Genomic DNA, 25,834 nt, shown 5'->3' with positions numbered 1-25,834 from the left:
GTTTTTATATTAGAAGCTAAACTGGAGATAGCATGAATACGTTTTATTTATCGGATAGTTCTTTCCATCTTCTTCTGTTCCTTCCGGATCCCACCATTTAAACGGAGCCCAAGTAAGCAGGTTCTGCCCGATAAATCCAACTCGTAAATTACTCACAAAGAATTTACGTGTCCAGGTCTGTGGGAAATCATAAGATAGTTCCACATTCCTCAAACGCAGATACTTCCGATCTTTCAACCAGAAAGTCGATGCCCGGTTATTCATGTTGTTATTGCCATAAGTCATAAGAGGCCAATCCGCATTCGGATTCTCGGTTACTGCTGTTCCCGAGATTTCCTGAGGAATCCAGCGATTACCATCGACCATTTCCTGTAAGATGTTACCCGTACGTCCCTGGTGGAAAGCATGAGGTCCATAGCCACCTACAAAGAAGTCGCATTTGCCGGTACCCTGAAACAACAGGCTAAGATTCCAATTCTTCCAGTTAGCACTCATACCAAGACCATACTGAAGCCCCGGTTGCTGTCTATATCCCAGAGGCACCATATCATCATCATTGATTATACCATCTCCATTCACATCTTTATACTTAATATCTCCGGGAAGTATCGTTTTATTAGCCAATGACTTCTGCGAAGGGCTACTGTCGATGTCTTCTTGATTTTTAAATAGGCCCAAAGCTATCAATCCACGGCTCTGATTCAACTGAAAGCCTTTATCCATTTTGTACCACAACTCATTAGCAGCCTCATCTTTATCTAGAATATCGGTTGTTTGATACGTGAAGTTAGCACGAAACTGCAAATTCACTTGACCAACCTGTTGGGTATAAGCGACATTTCCATCCCAACCCGTAGATTTCATCTTACCCACATTGGCCATAGGAGTCTGGTCTGCCAACCCGGTGGTTAATGGCATCTGATTACGTTTCATAAAGATGTCATCACGCTTATCCATAAAATAATCGATCGTTCCGGTGAGTTTGCCATCTAGAATACTGAAATCCACACCAAAGTCATATTTCTTAGCGATCTCCCACGTCAGATAAGGCGTTCCCAACGTTTTGATACGATACCCCAGCACTTTATTTGTACCGAACTCACCAAATGTATAAGATCCACTATCATCCGTATCTACTAAAGTGATATAGGGGAAACGACGGCCATCTAATTCGTCATTGCCGACTTCACCGTAAGAACCTCTGATCTTAAACATATCCAACCAAGGCAAAGCCTTCTTCACAAAAGGTTCTTCAGAAATAACCCATCCGGCAGATACAGCTGGAAAAAAACCAAATTGCTTGCCATGCTCGAAGTTCTCCGAACCGGTATATCCCCAGTTGAATTCGGCCATGTACTTATCTTTATACGCGTAGGTAAAGCGTCCGGAATATGCCAGATTACGGTGAGGAATAGATCCCATCAGATCTTTCGCATCGAAATTAACATCCGAAGTTTCCTGTTGATAAACCATAGCAAATGCTCCTAATCGATGCTTGTTAGCAAACAACCGGGTATAGTCGAGTGATGCCTGTAAATAATAACGCTTATCTCCTACTACTTCTTTATTTTGGCTCATCGCACTGGCATTCTGTACTCTTTTCAAAACCAGGTTACCATCTTCATCCCGATAATTCTGTGCTTCCCATAGTTCTTGAGACTTAGAACGAATGATCGTATTTCTATTATAGGTGTCGAAGGCAAATACACCAGAGAATTTCAAGCCTTCTGTTATGAAATTCAAATCCTGATCAATGGCGACACTGGTTTCCAGTTTATTCTCCCAAATCGTACGATATCCGGTCTGTGTCATCCGGTATTCAGGCGTCTCCAGATTATTCACCCGCGCCCATTGCCCGGTAGACCACTTACGTGGTGAAGACAAAGGAGTATATAGGGCAAAGGATTTCCAAATATCATCCGAACTACTGGAAGGAGAGTTGCGGTTTACCAACCAACCTCCTACACTCACCTTCAATATGGTGGTGCGAGTCAAGTTCATATCCACATTCGCACGGTAGTTAAAGCGCTCATAGGTAGCATTGGTGTTATACTTGTTTTCAGAACTCGAAGTTCTGTAACGTCCATCCTCTTTCGTATATTGACCGGATACGAAATAACGTACATTGTCACTACCTCCCGAAAAGTTCATGTTGGCATAATAACTCGGCGCCCCCTTCTTTAACATCAAATCTCTCCAGTCAACATTCGGATATAAATCGGGATCCAAACCATTTTGGATGATGCTCATCTCTTCATTGGTATAAAGCGGAGTCTCGTAACGACCGCTCCGGGCCTCATTGGCCAGACGTGCCCAATCATAAGCATTCGCATATTCGGGAACTTTCAACGGAGTATTCCAGTTGAAACCTGCCTTAACATTAATCTTTACTTTCCCTTTCTCCCCACGCTTGGTTGTAATCAAAACAACACCGTTCGCACCACGTTGCCCATAAATAGCCGTAGCCGACGCATCCTTTAGTACGGAGAAAGATTCAATATCTTCTACCGGAATCTCATTAAAATCACGTTCGACCCCATCCACTAAAATTAAGGCTCCGGATTTAGCGCCGAATGTACTCATACCGCGAATCCAGAACTGCGACATATTTTCACCCGGTTCACCACTCGTCTGCATGGCTATGATGCCCGGCACTACGCCCGCCAACGAGTTAGAAAGATTCACGCCCGGAGAATTCAATTGTTTTATCTCCACATTCGTAATGGCACCCGTTAGAGTTTTCTTCTTTTGGATACCGCTGGCAGTAATCACAACCTCATCAATCTTGCGGCTATCTTCCACAATCTTCACCTTTAGGTTATTTCGGTCTTTGACAGACAATACCGGTATTTCGGCTATCTGATAACCAATAAAAGTAACCTGAATCACGTCATACGGCCCCACCTTGATGGAGAACTCTCCGTCTAAGTTCGTAATGGTACCTACACCCGGCTGGTTCTTGGCAATAATCGATGCGCCGGCAACAGGGCCGAGATCATCTTCTACCACACCCTTGATTATAAGTTCTTGCTTGTTCGCCTGTGCCCACGCACGATCCGGCATGAACAGCATGGCTATCAAGAGCAATACAATATATTTTTGAATATTCTTCATGGATAATTCTTTTTATAGATTATTATTCTACAGTCACGCGGCGGATAACATGATTGTCACGGTCGGCCACATATACAGAGTTGTCCGGATAAACGGTCACACACTCCGGCTGATTAAACTTAGCTTCTTCGGGTAATCCATCACCAAAGCCTTTTTGTCCCGGTTGTCCAGCATATAAAGAAGCGGAACCTGCCGGAGTAATCTTGCGGATAATATGATTCTCTCGTTCCGGCACAAACATATTTCCATCGGCATCAAAGGCTAATTGCTCCGGTCTAGCCAAGCGAACTGTTGCGCCGGTACCGTTTACGTATCCACTTTCATCCCATGAACCTACGAAAAGAGTAGGCACTCCAAATGTCTGGGTATTTGCATCATAGGGAACTTTATAAATACAGTGCCGGTTACAGACCGCTATATAAAGAATGGTACCTTCCGTATTAAAAGTCATACGAGTTTCTATTCCCGTAGCGTTGTTGATTTTGAAAAGAGGTGTGTAGTCTTCATTGTCTGCTCCGTCAAAACGATACACATAACCGGTACCTTTATTCTGGAAAAATATCTTTCCTGTTTTGGGATGCACAGCTATTCCGGTCGTTCCACCTTTCTTGAACCGACTAAGTCCTTTTACATCCACAAACCCACCTTCACGAGTTACATAGAGAATATTGAAATCCGTTTTTGTATTATTTTCATCGGTATATGAATACTGAGAGATATAAAGCGTATCCTGAGCCGGGCTGAACGCCAGGCAGGTTGGAGACTGAAACGGTCCGCTAGAGCATTGTACTAACGTTTCGACTTCGCCACTACGCGCACGACGCAAGGCACCATTCTGCTCTTGTCCACGCCCTTCGTCTATAAAGAAGACGGATCCATCTTTATCCGTCAACAGGAACCAGGTTCTCTGTAACTTAGCTGCCGCATAACTACCATCGTCACGACCATTCTCTCCCGGTTGGCCTACCATAGTCGTCACATTGCGTTTGAACTGGTAGCGGAATCTGGTTTGAGAAGCATATTCCTCTATATTATCATCTTTACCTACAAATAAACGGACGTAACCGGTATCGGCACGAGCCGGAACGATGGCATAGATTATATCATCGGATACTCCCACAATGGATGCCGGTTTATTATTTACTGTTACCTTTAGATAACTAGGATCTGAACCGAAGTTCTTACCACGAATAATCAACTGGGTTCCGATACCGCCACTGTCGGGAGAGAAGCTTTCAAAAACAGTTGGTGCATCCAGATTAGGAGGCAAAGCCTGACTTTGATTTATCGGAGCCAGTTCGTTGCTACATCCCCAAAAGACTGATATAGCAAGGATACAAAACAGGCCAAGTTCTGGTCTGAGGCGTTTTAATAGTTTTAAATTCATAAGTTATTAAATTTAATTCAAACAAAATAAAAAGATAGTAAATACGATATAATGCATTACTCAAATTGGAGGATCGTGTTGCTGGGTCATAGTTATTAGAAATATAAATTAGACATTTTATGTATCAGCAAAAGTAGAGCGTTTGGCTAGCTTATCATATTTTATAGTTGAATTTTACATTGCACGGCAGGGAAGCTTACTACTTTGGCATGATTCTATAATATCGGTTCTCTTCAAAAGTTCCTTTTCAAAAAGTGCAAATACACGCATAGGATATGAGACCGGCAGCATTAACTGCCGATCCATCAATTTATAAGCGAGCAAACGATCCGATTATAGATTAATCTCTTCTAGATGCTTCATCCGAAACTCTTTTGGCGTGCATTCGTACTTTTCACGAAAGGCTTTAAAGAAAGTTACCTTATTGGAGAAGCCCGAGTCAAACACAATTTCATCAATCGTCTTTTTGGTTGTCAACAATAGATCTTTGGCAATATGCAAGCGACATTCTTTGATCAGATTGGTGGGACTATCTTCACCCATCTCTTCCATTTTACGGTATAGACTGCGTGAGCTAATGGCTAGCTTATCAGCAATAAAACGTGGTGATAATTCTCTATCGGTAATGTGGTTATTGATAATCTTCAGTACGGACTGCAAAAACTTCTTCGTCTCTTTATGGGTTAACTTTCCATCCGATTTCTCAAATGAACTGATCGGCGAACTGAAATAACTCTTCAGAACTTCTTTACGCTCCATCATCTGAAACACCGATATGCGAAGGAAGTCGGCATTAAAGGGTTTCGTGATATACATTTCCGCACCGGCAGAGAGGGCTTCCATCTGCTGTTCCATTTCATGGCGGCCGGAGACTATAATGATCGGAATATGAGCTGTTTCTTTGACTGACTTAATCCGCTTCGTCAGTTCAATACCATTCATTCCTTGCATCATTATGTCACTGATAATGACGTCCGGGTAGACTTCATTCATCACCTGCTCTATCTTTTCCGGTTCTTGCAGGGGTACGACATTGAAATCGGCCGAGAATATTTCCCCAATAAACCAAAGCATCTCAACCTCGTCATCAATAACTAATAAGGTAGGCCTCATCTTATCTACCTCATAACGGGGTAGCTTGATAGCTGGGTGTACGTCTATGCTGGGTACGTATCCCGAAGTGACCCGATCAGAGCAAGTTTGTTCAGCAGATAGTTCCATAGTCGGCAGGGTTAAAGTAAAGAGCACCCAACCGTCGGGTGTATTTTCAACTTTCAACTTACCATTCAGCAACTTTGCCATATTATAAGAGATGGCTAATCCCAAACCATTCCGGGAAAAGTTCTTTTCATCCTGTTTCTCAAAGTTATCCAGAATTGCGTACCGGTTGAATATGTATTGAAAATCTTCTTCTTTTATCGAACTTCCTTCATTGGCTACACGAAGTATTAAGCTATTCACGTCAGTAGTATCAACTTCTATCTTAACATGTTTTCCATCCGGCGTATATTTGAAGGCATTGGATATGAGATTGATTACGATCGTATTCAGAAAACCTTTATCGGAATTCCAACTTACCTGATCGGGGATCTTACTCAAAAAGATGATGTCTCTCGACTTAGCCATCTCTACAAAGGTCTTTGCCGTATTCCGCATCAGCGCAGATACATTTATTGACTCAATCCTTATTTCCCGATTACCTGTTTCAATACGCCGGAACTCGATTAATTCGTGAATCAGATTGTTCAAACGCTCCGCATTGGTTTGTATCATCTGCACATAGTCAACCACAAACCGGCTGAGTCCCTTTGATGAGAGGATACGTCCACAAGGTCCGTAGATGAGTGTCAGTGGTGTGCAGAACTCGTGAGCAATGTTCGTAAAGAATCGCAGTTTGGATTCAAAGACATTTTTCTGATGCCGCTTGGCTATTTCATTCAGTAGTTTCTGCTTTTTGCGACGCGAGCGAAGTGCAAAGGAACGCACAATAAGCCCAGCCAGTAAGAGCAGACATAGTGTATAAATTGAATAAGCCCACCACGAAGCATACCACGGATCACCAATCCGAATGATAATGGAATAAACATCGCTCTCCTTATCGAACACACTATTATAGTATTTCACCAACAGCGTATACTCCCCCGGCGCCATATTGGTAAAGGAGACGGCACTTTCCGAACCATTATTAATCCACTGCTCGCTCAAGCCCTTCAACTTATAATAATACACACAGTTGTTCCCATTCAGGTAATCGACAGATGTGAATGAGACGGCAAAGAAGTTTTGGTCATATTTCAGGTTTAACACTTCCTCGTCTTTCTCACGTGTGAGAAATTCGCCCAGATTATATTGCTCGCCGAATATCGACAACTTATCGAAATAGACCGGGGGCATATAGAGTTTTTCCGGTCGACCATCGGCCCGAATAGCAATAAAACCGTTGATTCCCCCAAAGAACAGCGTACCGGTTTGTTCATCCCGAAAAGAGGCTCCGTCACTAAACTCCACAACATTCAGTCCATCGCCAAATCCATACGAGCGAAAGACACTTCGCTTAGCGTCAAAGTTAATCAACCCCAAATTGGTACTCAGCCAGAAGTTATCAGGAGAGTTCTTTAGGATGGCATGAATCGTATTATTCAGAAAACCGTTTTTGGTATTAAACAACTGATAGGTGTTTTCGGAGGTATACTTAATCAGCCCGTAGCTGGTTCCGAACAGATAATTATTGCTACTATCCTTGCTGATAGCCAAGATATTATTTAAGGTTACATTTTCGTACTTATGAGTCGTTATGGGCTCTAACCCACTTGTCGTTTCATTAAATCGGAACACGCCATAGCCTTTGTTACCGAACAAGAGTTTCATATCACTTTCGGGATAGATTGTGAAGAAATAGTTAGAGCCGAATTCTCCCTCATTGATAACGTAACGCTGCACTTCTTCCAGAATGGGGTTGTCGGGCGTTCCCCCGATACGTGCTTTAGCGACTCCCATCCCCACACTTGCCAACCAGAGTTCTGAGTTGGCTGTTTCGTAAATATCATGAATGTATTTAAAGTCTTCTCCATTTACTCGAACCGGCAGTTTCTTCATGCGTCGTTCCCGATATGAATAATAACTTAACCCCTCTTCATCGCCAATCCACAAAACATTACGGCGACTTTTAGCAAAACAGTAAATCGCATTACTCCCAAGCACGCTGTTGGCTGTCGTCAAAATCTCCGTTTGACAAGCGGATATACTCTTATCAATTTCATAATCATAAATTTTAAGAATGCCGCTTCCCTTGGTTCCAATCCAGAAAGTCCGCTCTTGATCCAAGTACAGGGCGCGCACAGGGCGTTCGATCTTCTCTGTATAATTACCCAACACGACCGATTTAATGGAATACAGCGGGTTCGAATACAAATAAACCCCTTGTCCGTCAGTCCCTATCCAGACGATGTCCTGAAAACGATCCTTCTTCAAACAGAATACTCCACTATTGATGCTCAACGGCTGAATCCGGCACCCATCTCCATCCTTTTCCAACATCAAAACTCCATCCATCAGGAATCCGATGAAATAGCTATTATGATAGCGAACGATGGCGGTGATCTTACCACGTGCCTGAATCTCTTTTGTCAGGTTGTAGACAAGCACCTTCTTTTTGCTCTGTATGTTATACGTATAAAAGTTATAGCCCTTATCAACATAATACAGATTCTGTTCATCGTTAAAGCAATAAAGAAGAGATGTTTGATAATCAAACCCATTTTTCCGTTGCACCAACGATACATTACCCGACTCCGCATCCAGATTGATATCATAACAACGGCTATACCCCTTCATGATAATCCACATTTGATTATCGCCATCGACAAAAAAAGCCAAGATATCCGATATGGGTATTCCGGTGATATTGATCTTCTTAAAGATCTCCTCTTTTTTGTTATAATAGTAAATGCAGTTGCTATCCTGGATAATGAATAAAGTCCCTCGGTTGTCTTTATTCATAAAGAACTGTTTCTGGAACTCGTTGTAATGTGTAATCGCATTTGTTCGCCGGTCCAACCGATTCAATCCGTAGTAAGTCTGAACCCAATAGGTGTCATCGCCTGTATATATGATATTATCAATCAGATTGCCGGATAAGTAATCCTCCTTGTCACGGGTTTTAAACTCTTCAATATCCTGGCCATCATAAATATTCAATCCGTCACAGGTACCGATCCACATCAACCCTCTTTCATCCTGACATAAAGAGGTAATTGAACTATTGGACATATATTCTTTATCTGCCACTTGCTTCAAATTATAGGCGTAGGATGTATGAATAAGCATATTCAAACAGCAAAAGCAGTAGATAATACAATGTTTCTTCATGTCATACTATTCTTAGATTTATGATATGACAAAGGTAAACAAAAAAACATTCCGCATTTTTTTCAGGCTGTTTATAAGTAAAGCTTTGCGCCAGAATAGTTAACCACAGCGACAAGCGACAATTATGTGCAGTATTTCCTAGAAGCACATTTCTTTTCTCTCTACTTTCGTCCTAGAAACTATTTTCAACACAATAAATTCATTTGTTCATGAAAGCACATTTTTCATTTAAACACCTATTTTTCCTCGGAGGTGCCATGTTGTGGAGCCTACAATCGTCTGCCGTAAAAGACCCGGTAGATTACGTCACTACATTAGTGGGCACACAGTCCCGGTTTGAACTGTCTACCGGAAACACCTATCCGGCGACAGCATTGCCGTGGGGTATGAACTTCTGGACTCCCCAGACAGGCAGTATGGGAGACGGTTGGGCATATACATACAATGCCGAGAAAATCAGGGGATTCAAACAAACGCATCAGCCTAGTCCATGGATAAACGATTATGGACAGTTTGCCATTATGCCGATTACCGGGAAACTAGTATTTGATCAAGACCAGCGAGCCAGTTGGTTTTCGCACAAGGCGGAAGTGGCTAAACCTTTTTACTATAAAGTGTATCTTGCCGATCACGACGTAACAACCGAGCTTGTACCTACGGAACGTGCGGCTATGTTCCGTTTTACATATCCGGAAACCAAGGATGCCTATGTTGTAATTGACGCGTTCGATAGAGGTTCTTATGTGAAAGTGGTACCGGAAGAGAATAAAATCATCGGCTATACGACAAAGAATAACGGCGGAGTACCGGAGAATTTCAAGAACTACTTTGTAATCAAGTTCGACAAGCCCTTTACTTTCACTTCCACGGTGAAAGATAATACGATTCTTCCGAACGAAATGGAGGTGCAAACCAACCATGCCGGGGCCGTTATCGGATTTTCGACTCAGAAAGGTGAAATCGTTCACGCCCGGGTAGCTTCTTCCTTTATCAGTCCTGAGCAAGCAGAACTAAACCTCAAAGAATTGGGGAACAATAGTTTCGACCAGTTGGTAGCCAAAGGGAAAGAGACCTGGAATCGTGAAATGAGCAAAATAGAAGTAGAAGATGATAATATAGATAACCTGCGCACCTTTTATTCGTGCTTATATCGTTCCATGTTGTTTCCACGCAGCTTCTATGAGATTAATGAGCAGGGAGAAGTCATGCACTACAGTCCTTACAATGGGAAAGTGCTTCCAGGCTATATGTTTACGGATACAGGTTTTTGGGATACATTCCGTTGCCTGTTCCCCATGTTGAATCTGGTATACCCTTCGATGAGTCAAAAGATGCAAGAAGGCTTGGTTAATGCATACAAAGAGAGCGGTTTTTTGCCGGAATGGGCAAGTCCCGGTCATCGTGATTGCATGGTTGGCAACAATTCGGCATCTGTCGTAGCCGACGCATATATCAAAGGAGTGCGGGGATACGACATTGAAACACTTTGGGAAGCTGTTAAGCATGGCGCAAATGCACACCTAAACGGAACAGCCTCAGGACGTCTCGGCTATGAAGCGTACAACAAGCTTGGCTATGTACCCAACAACATAGGGATTGGACAAAACGCAGCCCGTACCTTGGAATACGCTTACAACGACTGGACTATTTATACATTAGGCAAAAAACTTGGTAAACCCGAAAGTGAGATTGCCTTATATAAAGAACGTGCGTTGAACTATAAAAATGTCTACCAACCGGAACTTAAGCTTATGGTAGGTAAGAACGATCAAGGAGTGTTCAATCCCAAGTTTGAAGCAGTGGATTGGAGTGGAGATTTCTGCGAAGGCAATAGTTGGCATTGGAGTTTCTGTGTGTTTCATGATCCGCAAGGTTTAATAGACCTGATGGGCGGAAAAAAAGAATTCAACACGATGATGGATTCCGTCTTTGTCATCCCCGGCAAATTGGGATTGGAAAGTCGTGGAATCATTCATGAAATGCGGGAGATGCAAGTAATGAATATGGGACAGTATGCGCATGGAAACCAACCCATTCAACACATGATCTACCTCTACAACTATTCCGGCGAACCTTGGAAGGCGCAATACTGGGCGAGAGAAATCATGGGTAAACTCTACAGCGCTACTCCAGACGGTTACTGCGGAGATGAGGATAATGGACAAACATCGGCTTGGTATATCCTATCAGCATTAGGCTTTTACACCGTTTGCCCGGGAACCGATCAATATGTGTTGGGTGCTCCTCTCTTCAAATCGGCCAAACTACAATTAGAGAATGGCAAAACCGTAACTATCAAAGCCGAAAATAACAATTGCGAGAACCGTTATATTAAAGAGATGAAGGTAAATGGGAAATCATACAGTCGAAACTACCTGACGCATGAACAGCTGACTAAAGGGGCAAATATACAATATCAAATGAATAAAATGCCTAATAAACAGCGGGGAGTTTCCGAAAAAGATGCCCCTTATTCTCTCTCAGTTGAATAAAATGTCGTACTTTTGAGCTTGTAAATCATCTACCTGATAAAAAGAAAAACATGAAACTGAAAAACCTTTTACTTATTGCTATCGCAATGATTGTTTTTGGCAGTTGTCAAAGCTACCAACCCACTTCGTTCTCTGTTGCGTCTTATAATTTAAGAAATGCCAACCGCTCTGACTCAATCCAGGGAGATGGTTGGGGACAGCGTTGCCCGGTTATTGCCCAAATGGTGCAATATCATGATTTTGATATTTTCGGTACGCAGGAATGCTTCGCCCATCAACTTCAAGACTTGAAAAAAGCCTTCCGGGATATGATTATATTGGTGTAGGCCGTGATGACGGTAAGCAGAAAGGTGAGCATGCAGCCATTTTTTACCGTACCGATAAGTTTGATATTATCGAAAAAGGAGACTTCTGGTTGTCGGAAACGCCCGACAAACCCAGCAAAGGATGGGATGCTGTCTTGCCACGGATTTGTAGTTGGGGACATTTCAAATGCAAAGACACCGGTTTTGAGTTCCTTTTCTTCAATCTGCACATGGACCATATCGGTACGAAGGCACGCGTAGAAAGTGCGTTTCTGGTACAACAGAAGATGAAAGAATTCGGAACAAAGCTACCGGCTATTCTGACCGGCGACTTTAATGTGGACCAGACGCATTCATCATACGAAGCGCTCGTTGCTCAGGGAGTACTTTGCGACTCATACGTAACAAGCGACTTCCGCTTTGCTCTGAACGGCACTTTCAACGGCTTCGACCCGAATAGTTTTACAGATAGCCGCATCGACCATATTTTTGTTTCCCCCTCCTTCCATGTGAAGAAATATGGGGTGCTTACCGATTCATATCGGAGCATTAAGGGAACCGGAGAAAAAGCGAATGTCAAGGACTTCCCGAAGGAAATAGATATTCAAGCCTATCAGGCACGTGTGCCTTCCGATCATTTCCCTGTCAAAGTGGAACTGGAATTCGACAAACGCCGTCAGAAGTAATCCTAACTAGTAACTTATCAATTATCTAATGCCTTATGAGAAATGTATATTTTGTCGCTTGCTTATTATGCTGCTTCTCTTCAGCTTACGGAAAGAAGCATGTAACAACGCCCTATATCACCATTGCTGATTCAATTCTGTACAATGTACTGAACTTATATCAAACTCCGGACGGGTTGCTCACGGAAACTTATCCGGTAGATCCCGAACAGAAAATCACGTATCTGGCGGGAGGAACTCAACAGAACGGAACGCTGAAGGCTTCTTTTCTCTGGCCTTACTCAGGCATGATGTCAGGTTGCGTAGCGCTATATAAGGCGACAGGAGACAAGAAATACAAGAAGGCACTGGAGAAACGCATCTTGCCCGGACTGGAACAGTATTGGGACGACAGCCGTCTGCCGGCTTGTTACCAATCGTATCCGGTTAAGTATGGACAACACGGACGTTACTACGACGATAACATCTGGGTAGCCTTGGATTATTGCGATTATTACCAACTGACCCGCAAACCCGCTTACCTGAAAAAGGCAATCGATCTCTATCAGTATATATATAGTGGTTGGAGTGATGAGCTGGGCGGAGGGATCTTCTGGTGCGAACAGCAAAAGGAAGCAAAGCATACTTGCTCCAATGCGCCGTCTACTGTACTTGGTGTGAAACTATACCGTCTGACTAAAGATAAGAAGTATCTGGATAAGGCCAAAGAAACTTATGCATGGACCAAAAAGCATTTATGTGACCCTACGGATTATGTCTATTGGGACAATGTAAATCTAAAAGGTAAGGTTTCTAAAGCCAAATACTCATACAACAGTGGCCAAATGATTCAGGCCGGCGTCTTGTTATATGAAGAAACAGGCGATAAGCAATACCTACTCGATGCGCAAAAGACAGCGGCAGGAACCGATGCTTTTTTCCGTATTCAGGCCGATAAGCAAGACCCCGCGATAAAAGTACATAAAGACATGGCATGGTTCAACGTCATTCTGTTGCGAGGTTTTAAATCACTTAGCAAGGTAGATGGCAATACGACTTATGTAAAGGCTTTGACCGAAAACGCACTCCATGCGTGGAAGAATTATAGAGATACAAACGGATTACTGGGACGCGACTGGTCGGGACACAAGGAGGAACCACACAAATGGTTACTCGACAATGCTTGTATGATCGAATTATTTGCCGAAATGTAGCCTCCCCTATTCCCCTCCATAAAGTGAGGGCTGTACCATTAACAATTTAAAAAATAACATTCATGAATATAACCAAAACTCTTTGTTTCTGCCTGGCACTCTCCGGAGTTGCCGGTACACAGGCTATGGAAACCTGTGAATTTACAATCCGACAAGACAATACGAAAACTGCCGATTATCGGACAAAGCGTCCGGAAGCTTCCAAACGTTTGTTTGTTTCGCAAGCAGTGGACAAGAAAATCACGTATATCAAACAACTACTCACCAATGCCAAATTGGGCTGGATGTTCGAAAATTGCTTTCCGAACACATTAGACACTACCGTACATTTCGATGGCAAAGACGATACATTCGTCTACACAGGTGATATTCACGCCATGTGGCTACGTGACTCAGGAGCTCAGGTTTGGCCTTATGTCCAATTAGCTAACGAAGACCCGGAATTGAAAAAAATGCTGGCAGGTGTTATCAACCGACAGTTTAAATGTATCAACATCGATCCCTATGCCAATGCGTTTAACATGGGTGCTATCGGCGGCGAGTGGATGAGTGATTTGACAGATATGAAACCGGAATTGCACGAACGTAAGTGGGAGATCGACTCACTCTGCTACCCAATTCGCCTTGCCTATCATTATTGGAAAACAACCGGCGATACCAGTGTTTTTTCCGAAGAATGGCTGACTGCGATTGCCAATGTACTGAAAACATTCAAAGAGCAACAACGTAAAGAGGATGCAAAGGGAGCTTACAGATTCCAACGCAAAACCGAACGTGCACTGGATACCATGACTAATGACGGTTGGGGTAACCCCGTGAAACCGGTCGGGTTAATCGCTTCCGCCTTCCGGCCTTCGGATGATGCTACTACTTTCCAATTCCTGGTTCCCTCTAATTTCTTTGCCGTTAGTTCCTTGCGCAAAGCTGCCGAGATTCTAAACACGGTCAACAAGCAAGCTACACTGGCAAAAGAGTGCACCACGCTGGCAACCGAAGTAGAAAACGCTTTGAAGAAATATGCAGTTTACAACCATCCGAAGTATGGCAAGATTTATGCGTTCGAAGTAGATGGATTCGGCAATCAATTGTTGATGGACGATGCAAACGTACCGAGCCTCATCGCTATGCCTTATCTAGGTGATGTCAAAGTGAACGACCCTATTTATCAGAATACACGTAAATTTGTATGGAGCACAGATAATCCCTACTTCTTTAAAGGAACTGCCGGAGAAGGCATTGGCGGCCCACACATTGGCTACGACATGATATGGCCTATGAGCATTATGATGAAAGCTTTTACCAGCCAAAATGACGCGGAAATAAAAACTTGCATCGAAATGCTAATGCATACAGATGCCAGCACCGGATTCATGCACGAGTCTTTTCATAAAAATGATCCGAAGAATTTCACCCGCGCTTGGTTTGCTTGGCAGAACACCTTGTTCGGAGAACTAATTCTCAAGCTTGTCAACGAAGGAAAGACAGACTTACTGAATCGTATTCAGTAATCCACATTCCTCTCCATCTAGTATTTAAGCTGTTGCTGATGTTTTTCCGCAACACTTCTAGAATACTATCTGCAACAAAATAAGAGACTAATTAGTAACTAGTTAACTTTATTTTGTCGCAGATAGCAGCTAATACTTATTCAATTTATCAACATAATACTACAGATATGAAATCAACTTTTCTACTTTTATTCGCTTCGGTAACACTGACTTGCTCTGTACATGGGCAGTCGCCAACCAACAAAGAAAACAAGTTACCCGAATGGGCTTTCGGAGGTTTTGAGCGTCCGAAAGATGTCAACCCGGTTATCTCACCCATAGAAAGCACTAAATTCTATTGTCCGCTAACCAAGGCGTCCATCGCTTGGGAATCGAATGACACCTTCAACCCGGCTGCCGTCATACATAACGGAAAGATCGTTGTGTTATATCGGTCTGAAGACAAATCGGGTGTAGGAATCGGTCACCGAACATCACGCCTGGGCTATGCAGCATCAACTGACGGCATCCGTTTCCAACGGGAGAAAAAGCCTGTATTCTATCCGGATAATGATAGTCAGAAAGAGCTAGAGTGGCCGGGCGGTTGTGAAGATCCCCGTGTTGCTGTGACCGAAGAAGGTTTGTATGTGATGACGTACACACAATGGAATCGGCACGTTCCTCGTCTGGCTGTAGCAACTTCACGCAACCTGAAAGATTGGACCAAGCACGGCCCCGCATTTGCCAAGGCATATGACGGTAAGTTCTTCGACTTAGGCTGTAAATCAGGTTCTATCTTAACAGAACTCGTCAATGGCAAACAAGTCATCAAGAAGATTAACGGGCTATATTTCATGTATTGGGGTGAGGAGCATGTCTTTGCTGCTACCTCAGATAATTTAATCAACTGGACTCCTGTTGTCAACATCGACGGATCGCTAAAGAAACTCTTTTCTCCCCGCGATGGCTATTTTGATAGTCAGCTTACCGAATGCGGACCTCCGGCAATCTATACGCCACAAGGCATTGTACTTTTATACAACGGTAAAAATCATTCAGGCAGAGGTGATAAGCGTTATACAGCTAATGTATATGCTGCCGGTCAGGCACTGTTCGATGCTGCTGACCCCACCCGCTTCATCACCCGCCTTGACGAGCCCTTCTTCCGCCCGATGGATAGCTTTGAGAAGAGCGGACAATATGTAGACGGAACTGTATTTATTGAAGGAATGGTTTATTTCAAAAATAAATGGTACCTGTATTACGGCTGTGCCGATTCAAAGGTCGGTGTCGCTATTTATGACCCCAAGCAACCGGCTAAAGCGGATCCGCTACCCTAGCAAACAAACTATTAGGGTTTGATTTTAAAAGAATCACAAGGAGGAACCTCGCTCTTTTGAATAAAGAGGAGCGATTCACGCTTTGTGGTTCTTTTTCATTTCTAGTTGTATCTTTTATTGCCGAAGACAGCTTCCAAAACGAGCTTTCGAGGTCAAGATCTTTACAATATTCCATATAAAGAGCTCAGATACTAAACCCCAAAAAAGAACAAATCAAACGATTGGGTACAATGAGCGTTAACAATAAGAATGGCCTCCAAATGCAAGACTAGCAAACATTTGAAGGCCATTTAACCTAACCAGGTATTCTAACTACCGATATTTATTTATTCAAAACAACCGGTCGATCGGCGAAAGCTTTGCCAAAGTTCTTATTGGGCTTCTTACCCATCACAAACGTCAAGGTACTGCCACTTATAATATCATCATAGGTGATGTAGCTCTTAGCATACGGTTTACCATTCAGATACACCTTCTGAATATAAATATTCTCTTTGCTATTATTCGGCGCTTCCACGGTAAAGACTTTGTTACCGCGAACCTTCACCACCACTTTGTTAAATGCCGGACTGCCGAAAGTAAATACACCATCAGATGGATTTACCTGATAGAAGCCCATGGCGGAAAGAAGATACCAGGCAGACATCTGACCACAGTCTTCGTTGCCGATAATCCCGTCGGGCTGATCTGTATAGAAGTCACGCATGATGAAACGGACTTTCTCCGCCGTCTTCCATTGTTCGCCGGCATAAGCGTAAAGATAGGCTATGTGATGACTCGGTTCATTGCCATGTGCATACTGCCCAATAAGTCCGGTAATATCACTGGAAGCTCCTTCGCCCATACTATCATTATTCGCAAAGAAAAGATCGAGCTTGTTCGTAAAAGGTTTGTCGCCACCAAATAAGTTAATCAAACCATACGGGTCCTGAGGAGCGAAGAACGTATACTGCCATCCGTTACCCTCACAGAAATCACCAACCCCATGAATGGAACGTGCCGGATCATAAGGGGTACGCCAAGAACCGTCTTCCAACTTCGGACGAATGAAATGGATGGAGGAATCAAAATAGTTTTTATAGTAATGCGCACGTTTCGAGAAGGTCTCATAATCCGCAGTCCTTCCCATCTTTTGTGCCATCGCAGCAATTCCCCAATCATCGACCGCATATTCCATCGCAATGGAAGTAGCCTCATGAACTCTATCGGCAGGGATATATCCCTTTTCCATCACAAAAGGAACGCCATTTTGTCTTTCGTAGGTAGCTGTGGCCTTCATGGCTTGCAAGGCCTCACTCGCATTGAAACCTGTAAATCCTTTCAGGTAAGCATCGGCAATCACCGGAACAGAGCTATAACCCGGCATACAGTTCGTCTCTCCACTCATCAATGGCCATATCGGAAGTTTATCTTGCTGCCGATAGATAGAGAGCATCGAATTGACCACATCATCTACCCGCTCAGATTGCGTGATAGTCATCAACGGATTCAGCGCACGGTAGGTATCCCACAAAGAAAGCGTTGTATAGTTTGCCTTCTTCGGATCTGTGTAAATCATATCGTTCATGCCTCGATACGCTCCGTCTACGTCACAATAGCGTGTAGGAGCAATCATGGTATGGTAGTGTGCCGTATAAAAGACCCGTTTAGCAGCCTCATCGTTTGATTCTACCACCATCTTCTCTAACTGCTTATTCCAACGCTCACTACTCATTTGCACCACCTTATCAAAGTCCCAGTGAGGAAGTTCGGTTTGCAGGTTCAATGCTGCATTGTCACAACTCACGGAAGAAATGGCAACCTTAAGCTTCACCTCTTTTACATTACCGAAAGTAAGTACGCTCTTGACAGATTCTACCTTCAGTTGATTCCAGGGCTTCGGAGTATTGTCATCATAGGCTGTAAATTTCTCTATTTTCTGATCGCTCTTCAGCACAAAGTAGACCTTTCTGGACGGGCTCCACCCTCTCACGTACCGATAGCCTTCCACCGTATAATCATCTATCTGACGAATATAGCTATCATAAGCATTCGATCCGTTACCTTCACGCAGGTCGATCAGAATAGAAGCCGGCTTCCCTGCCGGATACGTATACCGATGAAATCCCACCCGGTCGGTAGCGGTCAACTCCGCCTTGATGTTATATCGATCCAAAATCAACGAGTAATATTCCGGACGCGTAATCTCATTCTTATGCGAATAGGTAGAGGCATAACCGCCACTTATATCATCCTGATTCCCACGGGGAGTACGAATCTCATTCAACGGCATAATCAAGACATCGCCAGATCGGTACATCCCGTACCACTCAGATGCGTATGTGAGAAACCAATCAAAATACTATCGGAATAGTGATAACCCGAGCACCAGTCCCATCCTTTGTGAATATTGTTCGGTCCCAGTTGCACCATGCCATACGGCACACTCGTTCCGACAAAGACATGTCCGTGGAAACCGGAACCGATATACGGATCCACATACTGCAATAAGCCTTCACTTTTTGCATAATCGTGTTGAGCTATTCCGCTTGTTGCTATGCCTAGGAAGCAGCAAATAAGTGTGAAGAGTTTAAGCTCCTCCAATTGTCGTCTTTTTGTAATTTGTTTCATGGTATGATTTAGTTGATTAATAAAGATTTCGATCTTACAAAGATACTCTCAATCAAACACATACAAGTGAATAATCGGTTTTTTTTCAAAGTATCGGCACTCATTTTAATTCTTTTAGCAGCATGGCTTCTGACCTGATTTACAGGTTCATTCCTAAAAAGGGAGAGGAAAACCAGCAGCTTGTCCCCTCCCCTCTTATCCTGTAACCTCACAGCTACTACCTATCTAAAAAAACTAATGATCTATTTCATTTCAAATGATGGAGGCACGGCGTTATCCTCCGAGGCCCAGGCCTTATTCGGATGGCGTCCCATGACAAATTCGAGTGTACCTCCTCGCATCAATTCCTCATGACTGAACCAAGACTTGTTCCAAACCTTTCCGTTGAGCTTAGCCGACTGGATAAATTTATTCTCCGGAGCGTAGTTGCGGCAGACCACTTCAAACGTTTTGCCGTTGCTCAACTTAATTGTCTGCTTCTCAAACACGGGACTACCAATAACATACATCGGCAAACCGGGAGTAACCGGATAAAATCCCATCATCGAGAAGACAACAAATGAAGTCAATCCGCCTCCATCCTCGTCGCCGGGAATACCCATCAGATCATTGCGGAACCATTGCGTCAGCAAATTACGCACCCGTTTCTGCGTGCGCCAAGGTTGCCCGGCATAATTATATAAATAAGGAATATGCATGGCCGGTTCATTCCCCATTGAGAACTGCCCGACATTACCGGTATGATCACCAAACTGATGATGAAAATCCGGACGTCCTTTGCCCAGAGGCGTATTATACATCCGCTCCAGCTCCTCTACAAAGCTCATTTTTCCACCCATCATATTTACTAAATCACCTACATTGTGCGGAACATCCCACCGATATACCCAACCGTTGTTTTCATCATAGGCATCACGCGCACCTATTCCACTGGAATAGCGATAATCAAACGGTTGTATGAAGTTTCCGAAAGAATCCTTCGGATGAAAGAAGCGAGTTTCTGTATTGAAAATCGTATGATAGTTCAAACTTCGCTTCAAGAAATAGTCCGCATCCTTTTTATCTCCTAAAGTCTTAGCGATATTCCCCAGACACCATTCATCATAAACCGTACCTAAAGTTACCGCTGCGGGCTGACGTCTTTCCCAAGAATGAACCTCCGGCACAGTCTCTTTCTCTCCCACGGCCAGTGCCGGGAAATAGCCATGATCTTTATAGAACTGATCCAACACGCCCGCCGGCTTAGACGACCAAGGCGCCAATGTTTTTTCAGTAATGGCAGCTTTACAAACCTGATAAGCTCTTGCCAAATCAAATGAGCGCATACCTTTATTATATGCATCAAGTACCGTCGATACCCCGTGATTACAATTCATACGCCGGCTATCACCATTGACTTCCGGAAAGGTAGGCATCCAGTTAGGCTGCATCTGGTCGGCCATACGTAGAAATGAATTGATCATATCACTCTCCATTTCCGCTTCAATAATTAAGCGCAACGGATGCGTAGCCCGATACGTATCCCAAATCCAATCATCCACATAGAAAGCAGTCCCTTTATCCTCGTGTACTTTACCATCATAGGCGCTGAAATACTTGCCATCTTCAGAAATGCAGATCATACGCTCATAGGTGCGATAAAGTGAAGTATAAAACACCGTTTTCTCATTCTCCGTACCACCGGTTACCGCAATCTTCCCGAGTGTTTCATTCCACAAGTTGCGGCCCTTACCGGCAACCTTCTCTAAATCATAGGTATTGATTTCCCGTCGAAGATTCTTTTGAGCCTGTTCGGCAGATATAAATGATACGCCATAGCGTAAGGTTACCGAGGAAGTCCCTTCGGGAACTCCATGATGTAGTAAGCGTTGTTCCCCCGAGTCGTCTTATCGGTAGTTTGAATTGTCTGGCCTTTGTGAGTACCTATTTTCAAAGGAGGAGTATTTGTTTCCAGATAGATATAAACCTGAGTCTGATTACCCAACTTCTGATATCCGGTGATTGTTTTGCCATCCGTAACCAACTCCCCGTCACGGGTATTAAAAATAAGATAAGAAGCCTTGTTCGCTTGCGAGAAGGCTATTTGGTAAATACCCGATTGATGAGAAGGAACATACTTCACATAAATCCCTTCGTCATCCAGATCGACAGCATAATAATAAGGAGTAATGATTTCATTGTCATATCCATAATGTATGGTACTGCCTGCATTCAATAAGTCTCCTTGGAAAGGGCTCAAATTGAAGGCCGAACTTCCCCGGTGACTGGTTACGATAAGCGGTAGGCCGTTGATTGTATTTCCGGTAAAGTTCTCACGTTCGGGATATACACGCAGCATACTGTTAGGTAAATGAACGGTGGGATACGTGGGAACCAATAAATGGCTGATATTTCCGATATACGGGTTGACATAGTCGACAGGAGTTTTGCTTTGCGCCTGAGCCGAGGCTACCTGAAAAGACAAAAAGCACGCCAATAAGACGCTTAAAAATGATTTCATTATGTTCATGGTTAGATTTTGGTAATTACGTATTGCTGTCACAAATATAGGCGTAATCTGTTAACAAATACATTGTCGCCGGAGTTTACCGAATGAATGGCAGGTTAGTTTACTCTTTTGGCAAAAGAAAAGGATTTGTACTGACTAAAGCAGTTCAAATCCTTTCCATAAATTATCGTTGGGAACGGGAGCTTCCAACTCGATTAGTTCTTTAGATACCGGATGTGTGAATTTCAACCTTCGGGCATGAAGGCAAATACTGCCATCCGGATTGGAGCGAGGGAAGCCGTATTTCAGATCGCCTTTAATGGGAGATCCCATTTTAGCTAACTGGCAACGTATTTGGTGATGTCGTCCGGTTTTCAGATCAACTTCAAGCAGGAAGTAATTATCCGAATGCCCTATCAGATGGTAATTTAAGATAGCCTTTTTACTATTCGCCACCTCTTTGTCGTACGCATAGCTTTTATTCTGCTTCTCATTTCGCACCAAGAAGTGCACCAATTCACCTTCCGTTTCTTTAGGTTCATTCTTCACCACTGCCCAATACGTCTTCTTAACATCACTCGTCCGAAACATTTCATTGAGACGAGTAAGTGCTTTACTCGTTTTGGCAAAAATAACAAGGCCGCTTACGGGGCGGTCCAGCCGATGGGTCACACCGATGAAAACATTTCCGGGTTTCTGATACTTCTCTTTCAGATACTGTTTCACAATCTCCGAAAGAGGTGTATCGCCCGTCTTATCTCCCTGGACAATCTCGGAAGCGGTCTTGTTGACTACAATAATATGGTTGTCTTCGTATACAACAGTCATTTCGTACAATTACATATTCATACCACCATCTACCTGAATCACTTGTCCCGATACGTAAGATGACATATCTGAGGCCAAGAAAGTAGCGATGTTCGCCACATCTTCAGGAGTACCACCACGGCGCAAAGGAATTTGTTTTGCCCATTCAGCCTTAACCTCTTCGGATAAAGCGGCAGTCATATCTGTGATAATGAATCCCGGAGCGATAGCGTTCGCACGGATACCACGTGAACCCATTTCCTGAGCTACGGATTTCGCCAAGGCAATCATACCCGCTTTGGAAGCTGCATAGTTCGCCTGTCCGGCATTTCCATGAACACCCACTACAGATGCCATATTGATTATATTACCAGCTTTTTGACGCATCATGATAGGTGTACAAGCATGAACGAAGTTGAATGCCGACTTCAGGTTCACATTGATTACCATATCCCATTGTTGCTCGCTCATACGCATCATCAAGCCATCGCGTGTAATACCTGCATTATTCACCAGGATATCAATACGACCAAAATCTTTATGAATTTCTTCCACTACTTTGGCAGTATCTTCAAAGTTAGCGGCATTAGAAGCATATCCTTTCGCTTTCACACCCAAAGATTCGAGTTCTTTCGTTGTTTCTTCAGCGTTTTTGTCAATAACAAGATCGGTAAATGCGATATTCGCTCCTTCAGCAGCAAATTTCAGAGCGATAGCTTTGCCAATGCCACGAGCAGCACCGGTTACAATAGCTGTTTTTCCGTCTAATAATCCCATAATAATCGTTTATTAATTAAATTTCAGTTCTATGAAGTGCGCCAAATACAATGTTTGACACATATTTATTTCTTGTTTGATCATCCAGGTCGGCACCTATTTGTCCACGGATATAAGGGACTTCGATTCCCTTTACACAATAATGTATAATAGCCGCCGCCATATCTATATCATCAATATGAAACACCCCTTTACTCTGTCCTTCTTGCAGCACAGCTTTAAATAGTTGTATTTCTTTCGCATCAAATTTCTTACGAACTTTCTCCACCCTCCATATATCGCGGAAGAAGTTAGCCCGCAAAGTTCCGTTCCGATACACCACCTCTTTAATCGCATCCAAACGTGTATAGATGATTTCAAGCATCTTTTTATCCGGTGACATATCCTTTTCGGAAACTTTTTTCATCATATCCGACAAAATATCCAATTCCGATTCTACAACAGCCAGATAGATCTCATCCTTACTTTTAAAATAGGTATAAAGAGTTCTCCTACCTTTTTTAGAAGCAAGTGCGATATCGTTCATCGTTGTATTTTCCACCCCCATCTTAGCGAAAAGTTGGCGGGCAACATCTACTAACTTAGCTTTTGTTCTAGATACAGTCATAAATTATGAATTGCACATTGATGGATATTTTGAGCAAAAGTAATTCTTTTCTTTAGACCACACAAGATTTTGCCCAGAATATTAACATTTGAATATTAATTATTGGTAAGAAAAAACTTCATCTTATAGCCTTCTCATTCTCAGCAGTATAACGAACAAGCCCACATTTTTATAAAAAATAAATGAGAAATAGTTTGCAGCATTCAAAGAAAGCAGTACCTTTGCACTCAATAAATATCGCGGAGTGGAGCAGTTGGTAGCTCGTTGGGCTCATAACCCAAAGGTCATTCGTTCGAGTCGAATCTCCGCAACTCAGAAGAACCGTCCAAATGACGGTTCTTTTTTTATACCCCTTCGCTAAATTAGCCCGATTGATCCCACTTTCTCCTCTCCCCTACATGCAAGAAATATTTTTTTATCTCTCATGGTCTCATAAGAAAGGAATCAATCAACTGAAATACAACACAATAGTACAATGAGAGATAAATTAAAATAGGCTATCTCTCATCATTTTCTCGTGTTTTTAGGTGTTTTTTAGGCCATCTCTCATACATTTTGAGGTATCTCTCATTGTTTTTTCATGTATTTGGTATCATTTATAGCTGTATATTCACACATCAACTTGGTATTTATCAGCAACATCTCACGATGCGGGGCGATTAAACAAAATAGACTGTGCAAATAGCAAAGTGCAGGATTCAAGTATAAAACCTGAACCCTGCACTTTACTATTTATAGAATACATGAGATAATCCCTCATGCCTGCGGTTACTTATCGATTCGACCGTCTTTCTTTCATTTGTTTCTCACGTTCGGCTTGCTTCTTCACGTAAGAGTCATATTGGTCCTTGGAAAGAATCTTCTTTAGTTGAGCTTCATAATCTTCGCGGGATTTCTTCATCTCATCTATTTTCTTAGCCTGTTCTTCCTTACTCAGCTTAGCAGTTCCTTCGCCCTTCGAACCTCCGGGTAGATTGGCCGCCATCTTTTCCGCCCATGCCAGATTGACTTCCAGCAGTTGCTTGCTTTGTCCTTCATCCAGTGCGTATTCTTTTACCATACGCTCGGTCATATGCTGCGCACGAGTTTTCGGTCCATACGTTCTCCACCTCTGCGATTTCCTTGCTGTGCCATAGCTGTACCACTAACCAGTAGCAAAGCTACCATCCAAAATACGATTCTCTTCATGTCTTTTTTCTTTTAAAGTTAATTTGATACTAAACCAATTGCTGAATGCAATTTCATATTTGACCAAATTAAAGCCAAAAGGTTAATCCAAATTTTCAAGATTAACATTAAATAACCATAAGAACCAGACAGTTAGGTGCTAAATCTCAACGAATCATGCGCAATACCTTTTCAGCATAACGCTCTCCCAGCAGCAATTGGCCTTTAGTTCCGAAATGAGGATCGGTTTCATCTTTATAACAATCTAAGTCTTTGGTAGAAACCCAATCGGTATGTGGGATGAACGACGATACTTTGCGGATCATCTTATTAAAAGGAGCTGTCCCTTCCTTGCGCTTCGTCCAGTTCCATTGAGAAATCTGTCCGACAACTACAGGCAATTCCGGATTATTCAAGTCTTCCCGGAAACTCTTTACCAGTTGTTTCAATTTCTCTTTATACGCATCGGGATTGCCACAATCGGCTTCCCCCTGATGCCAAAGAATCGCTTTTAGCGTACCTCCCTGTTTCAAAGCTTTCCGAACCTGAACTAATGCTTGTTCGTAATAACCATCGTTACTTCCTTTCAGCCAGGAATTAATCGAAGAGCCTCCCCGTGCATTGACAACTAATCCAACGGGACGTTTTGTTTCCTGAACCATCTTTTTAGCAAAGGCATACGAGGGGCCTAAACGTTGCATGGATAATTCTTTCCGAACGGTTGAATACCGATTCAACGGATTCGCCGCAGGTTCAAAGCACCCTTTATCATTTAGTAGATAAACGTTTGGTAACGTATCCATCAATTCCGGAGTTAACTTGGCACGGCCTGCCATATTAGACTGGCCGATACATAGGTAGATATCCAGATTGGACGGGATATTCTCTTTAGTTCCCTGAGCAGAAATTGTCCAAGGGGTTAAGAATAGGATTAATAAAAAACAAAAGAATCTGTTCATTTTTATAATATTGTATTTCATACTTTATCTCATTAAGATTAAATAAA

At 43.0% G+C, this 25,834-nt stretch carries 12 protein-coding genes, 1 tRNA gene and 3 pseudogenes; 6 read left to right on the top strand and 10 right to left on the bottom strand.

All coding sequences use genetic code 11. The annotated features are described in order from the left end of the window. Positions 1-9: 9 nt before the first annotated feature. The 3 genes from JCM10512_RS11805 to JCM10512_RS11795 all read right to left on the bottom strand — a co-directional run bounded on the left by JCM10512_RS11805 (position 10) and on the right by JCM10512_RS11795 (position 8,869). The gene (locus JCM10512_RS11805) at positions 10-3,114 is read right to left on the bottom strand and encodes a SusC/RagA family TonB-linked outer membrane protein (protein WP_044163288.1); all 3,105 of its coding nucleotides are present in this window, start codon (positions 3,112-3,114) and stop codon (positions 10-12) included. Positions 3,115-3,136: 22 nt separating this feature from the next. Continuing rightward, entirely contained in the window at positions 3,137-4,501 is a 1,365-nt protein-coding gene (locus JCM10512_RS11800) for an IPT/TIG domain-containing protein (protein ID WP_044163286.1), read from the bottom strand. A gap of 333 nt (positions 4,502-4,834) precedes the next feature. Beyond that, entirely contained in the window at positions 4,835-8,869 is a 4,035-nt protein-coding gene (locus JCM10512_RS11795) for a hybrid sensor histidine kinase/response regulator transcription factor (protein WP_044163284.1), read from the bottom strand. Positions 8,870-9,126: 257 nt separating this feature from the next. On the opposite strand from JCM10512_RS11795, the gene JCM10512_RS11790 reads away from it, so the two are divergent. The 5 genes and pseudogenes from JCM10512_RS11790 to JCM10512_RS11770 all read left to right on the top strand — a co-directional run bounded on the left by JCM10512_RS11790 (position 9,127) and on the right by JCM10512_RS11770 (position 16,372). Further along, positions 9,127-11,361, top strand: coding sequence for a GH92 family glycosyl hydrolase (locus JCM10512_RS11790; protein ID WP_394354208.1), 2,235 nt, complete (start codon positions 9,127-9,129; stop codon positions 11,359-11,361). 50 nt (positions 11,362-11,411) lie between these two features. Beyond that, positions 11,412-12,352: pseudogene (locus tag JCM10512_RS11785) on the top strand (endonuclease/exonuclease/phosphatase family protein). A gap of 35 nt (positions 12,353-12,387) precedes the next feature. Next, the gene (locus JCM10512_RS11780; RefSeq protein WP_044163279.1) at positions 12,388-13,545 is read left to right on the top strand and encodes a glycoside hydrolase family 76 protein; all 1,158 of its coding nucleotides are present in this window, start codon (positions 12,388-12,390) and stop codon (positions 13,543-13,545) included. Between the two features lie 62 nt (positions 13,546-13,607). After that, positions 13,608-15,053 (top strand): glycoside hydrolase family 125 protein, encoded by a 1,446-nt coding sequence (locus JCM10512_RS11775; protein WP_044163277.1) that lies wholly within the window; start codon positions 13,608-13,610, stop codon positions 15,051-15,053. Between the two features lie 167 nt (positions 15,054-15,220). Next, a complete protein-coding gene (locus tag JCM10512_RS11770) occupies positions 15,221-16,372 on the top strand; it encodes a beta-1,2-mannosidase (protein ID WP_044163310.1) in 1,152 nt (383 codons plus the stop codon). A 322-nt stretch (positions 16,373-16,694) separates the two neighbouring features. Here JCM10512_RS11770 and JCM10512_RS11765 read toward each other — a convergent pair. The 5 genes and pseudogenes from JCM10512_RS11765 to JCM10512_RS11745 all read right to left on the bottom strand — a co-directional run bounded on the left by JCM10512_RS11765 (position 16,695) and on the right by JCM10512_RS11745 (position 23,661). Then, positions 16,695-18,982: pseudogene (locus JCM10512_RS11765) on the bottom strand (GH92 family glycosyl hydrolase). Between the two features lie 242 nt (positions 18,983-19,224). Further along, positions 19,225-21,491 (bottom strand): annotated as a pseudogene (locus JCM10512_RS11760) (GH92 family glycosyl hydrolase). 135 nt (positions 21,492-21,626) lie between these two features. Continuing rightward, positions 21,627-22,298, bottom strand: a complete 672-nt coding sequence (locus JCM10512_RS11755) for an RluA family pseudouridine synthase (protein WP_044163308.1) — start codon at positions 22,296-22,298, stop codon at positions 21,627-21,629. A gap of 9 nt (positions 22,299-22,307) precedes the next feature. Further along, entirely contained in the window at positions 22,308-23,054 is a 747-nt protein-coding gene (fabG, locus tag JCM10512_RS11750) for a 3-oxoacyl-[acyl-carrier-protein] reductase (protein WP_044163273.1), read from the bottom strand. Between the two features lie 16 nt (positions 23,055-23,070). Further along, the gene (locus JCM10512_RS11745; protein ID WP_044163271.1) at positions 23,071-23,661 is read right to left on the bottom strand and encodes a TetR/AcrR family transcriptional regulator; all 591 of its coding nucleotides are present in this window, start codon (positions 23,659-23,661) and stop codon (positions 23,071-23,073) included. Positions 23,662-23,899: 238 nt separating this feature from the next. Here JCM10512_RS11745 and JCM10512_RS11740 point away from each other — a divergent pair. Further along, positions 23,900-23,972, top strand: a tRNA-Met gene (locus JCM10512_RS11740). 461 nt (positions 23,973-24,433) lie between these two features. On the opposite strand, the gene JCM10512_RS11735 is transcribed toward JCM10512_RS11740, so the two are convergent. Then, positions 24,434-24,721: a DUF4890 domain-containing protein gene (locus JCM10512_RS11735; protein ID WP_500778527.1), complete on the bottom strand. Its 288-nt coding sequence runs from the start codon at positions 24,719-24,721 to the stop codon at positions 24,434-24,436. 274 nt (positions 24,722-24,995) lie between these two features. Continuing rightward, positions 24,996-25,787, bottom strand: coding sequence for a sialate O-acetylesterase (locus tag JCM10512_RS11730; protein WP_081741292.1), 792 nt, complete (start codon positions 25,785-25,787; stop codon positions 24,996-24,998). Between the last annotated feature and the right edge of the window lie 47 nt (positions 25,788-25,834).

It is taken from the genome of Bacteroides reticulotermitis JCM 10512, from assembly GCF_000517545.1.
GTDB classification, from domain to species: domain Bacteria; phylum Bacteroidota; class Bacteroidia; order Bacteroidales; family Bacteroidaceae; genus Bacteroides; species Bacteroides reticulotermitis.
Note: the sequence above shows the minus strand (reverse complement) of the source record. Positions and strands in the feature narration are given on the sequence as shown.

Bases quoted from the DNA above. Each gene is read 5' to 3' on its own strand.
- JCM10512_RS11805 (WP_044163288.1), bottom strand. From the start codon at position 3,114: ATGAAGAATATTCAAAAATATATTGTATTGCTCTTGATAGCCATGCTG.
- JCM10512_RS11800 (WP_044163286.1), bottom strand. From the start codon at position 4,501: ATGAATTTAAAACTATTAAAACGCCTCAGACCAGAACTTGGCCTGTTT.
- JCM10512_RS11795 (WP_044163284.1), bottom strand. From the start codon at position 8,869: ATGAAGAAACATTGTATTATCTACTGCTTTTGCTGTTTGAATATGCTT.
- JCM10512_RS11790 (WP_394354208.1), top strand. From the start codon at position 9,127: ATGTTGTGGAGCCTACAATCGTCTGCCGTAAAAGACCCGGTAGATTAC.
- JCM10512_RS11780 (WP_044163279.1), top strand. From the start codon at position 12,388: ATGAGAAATGTATATTTTGTCGCTTGCTTATTATGCTGCTTCTCTTCA.
- JCM10512_RS11775 (WP_044163277.1), top strand. From the start codon at position 13,608: ATGAATATAACCAAAACTCTTTGTTTCTGCCTGGCACTCTCCGGAGTT.
- JCM10512_RS11770 (WP_044163310.1), top strand. From the start codon at position 15,221: ATGAAATCAACTTTTCTACTTTTATTCGCTTCGGTAACACTGACTTGC.
- JCM10512_RS11755 (WP_044163308.1), bottom strand. From the start codon at position 22,298: ATGACTGTTGTATACGAAGACAACCATATTATTGTAGTCAACAAGACC.
- fabG (WP_044163273.1), bottom strand. From the start codon at position 23,054: ATGGGATTATTAGACGGAAAAACAGCTATTGTAACCGGTGCTGCTCGT.
- JCM10512_RS11745 (WP_044163271.1), bottom strand. From the start codon at position 23,661: ATGACTGTATCTAGAACAAAAGCTAAGTTAGTAGATGTTGCCCGCCAA.
- JCM10512_RS11735 (WP_500778527.1), bottom strand. From the start codon at position 24,721: ATGGTAAAAGAATACGCACTGGATGAAGGACAAAGCAAGCAACTGCTG.
- JCM10512_RS11730 (WP_081741292.1), bottom strand. From the start codon at position 25,787: ATGAACAGATTCTTTTGTTTTTTATTAATCCTATTCTTAACCCCTTGG.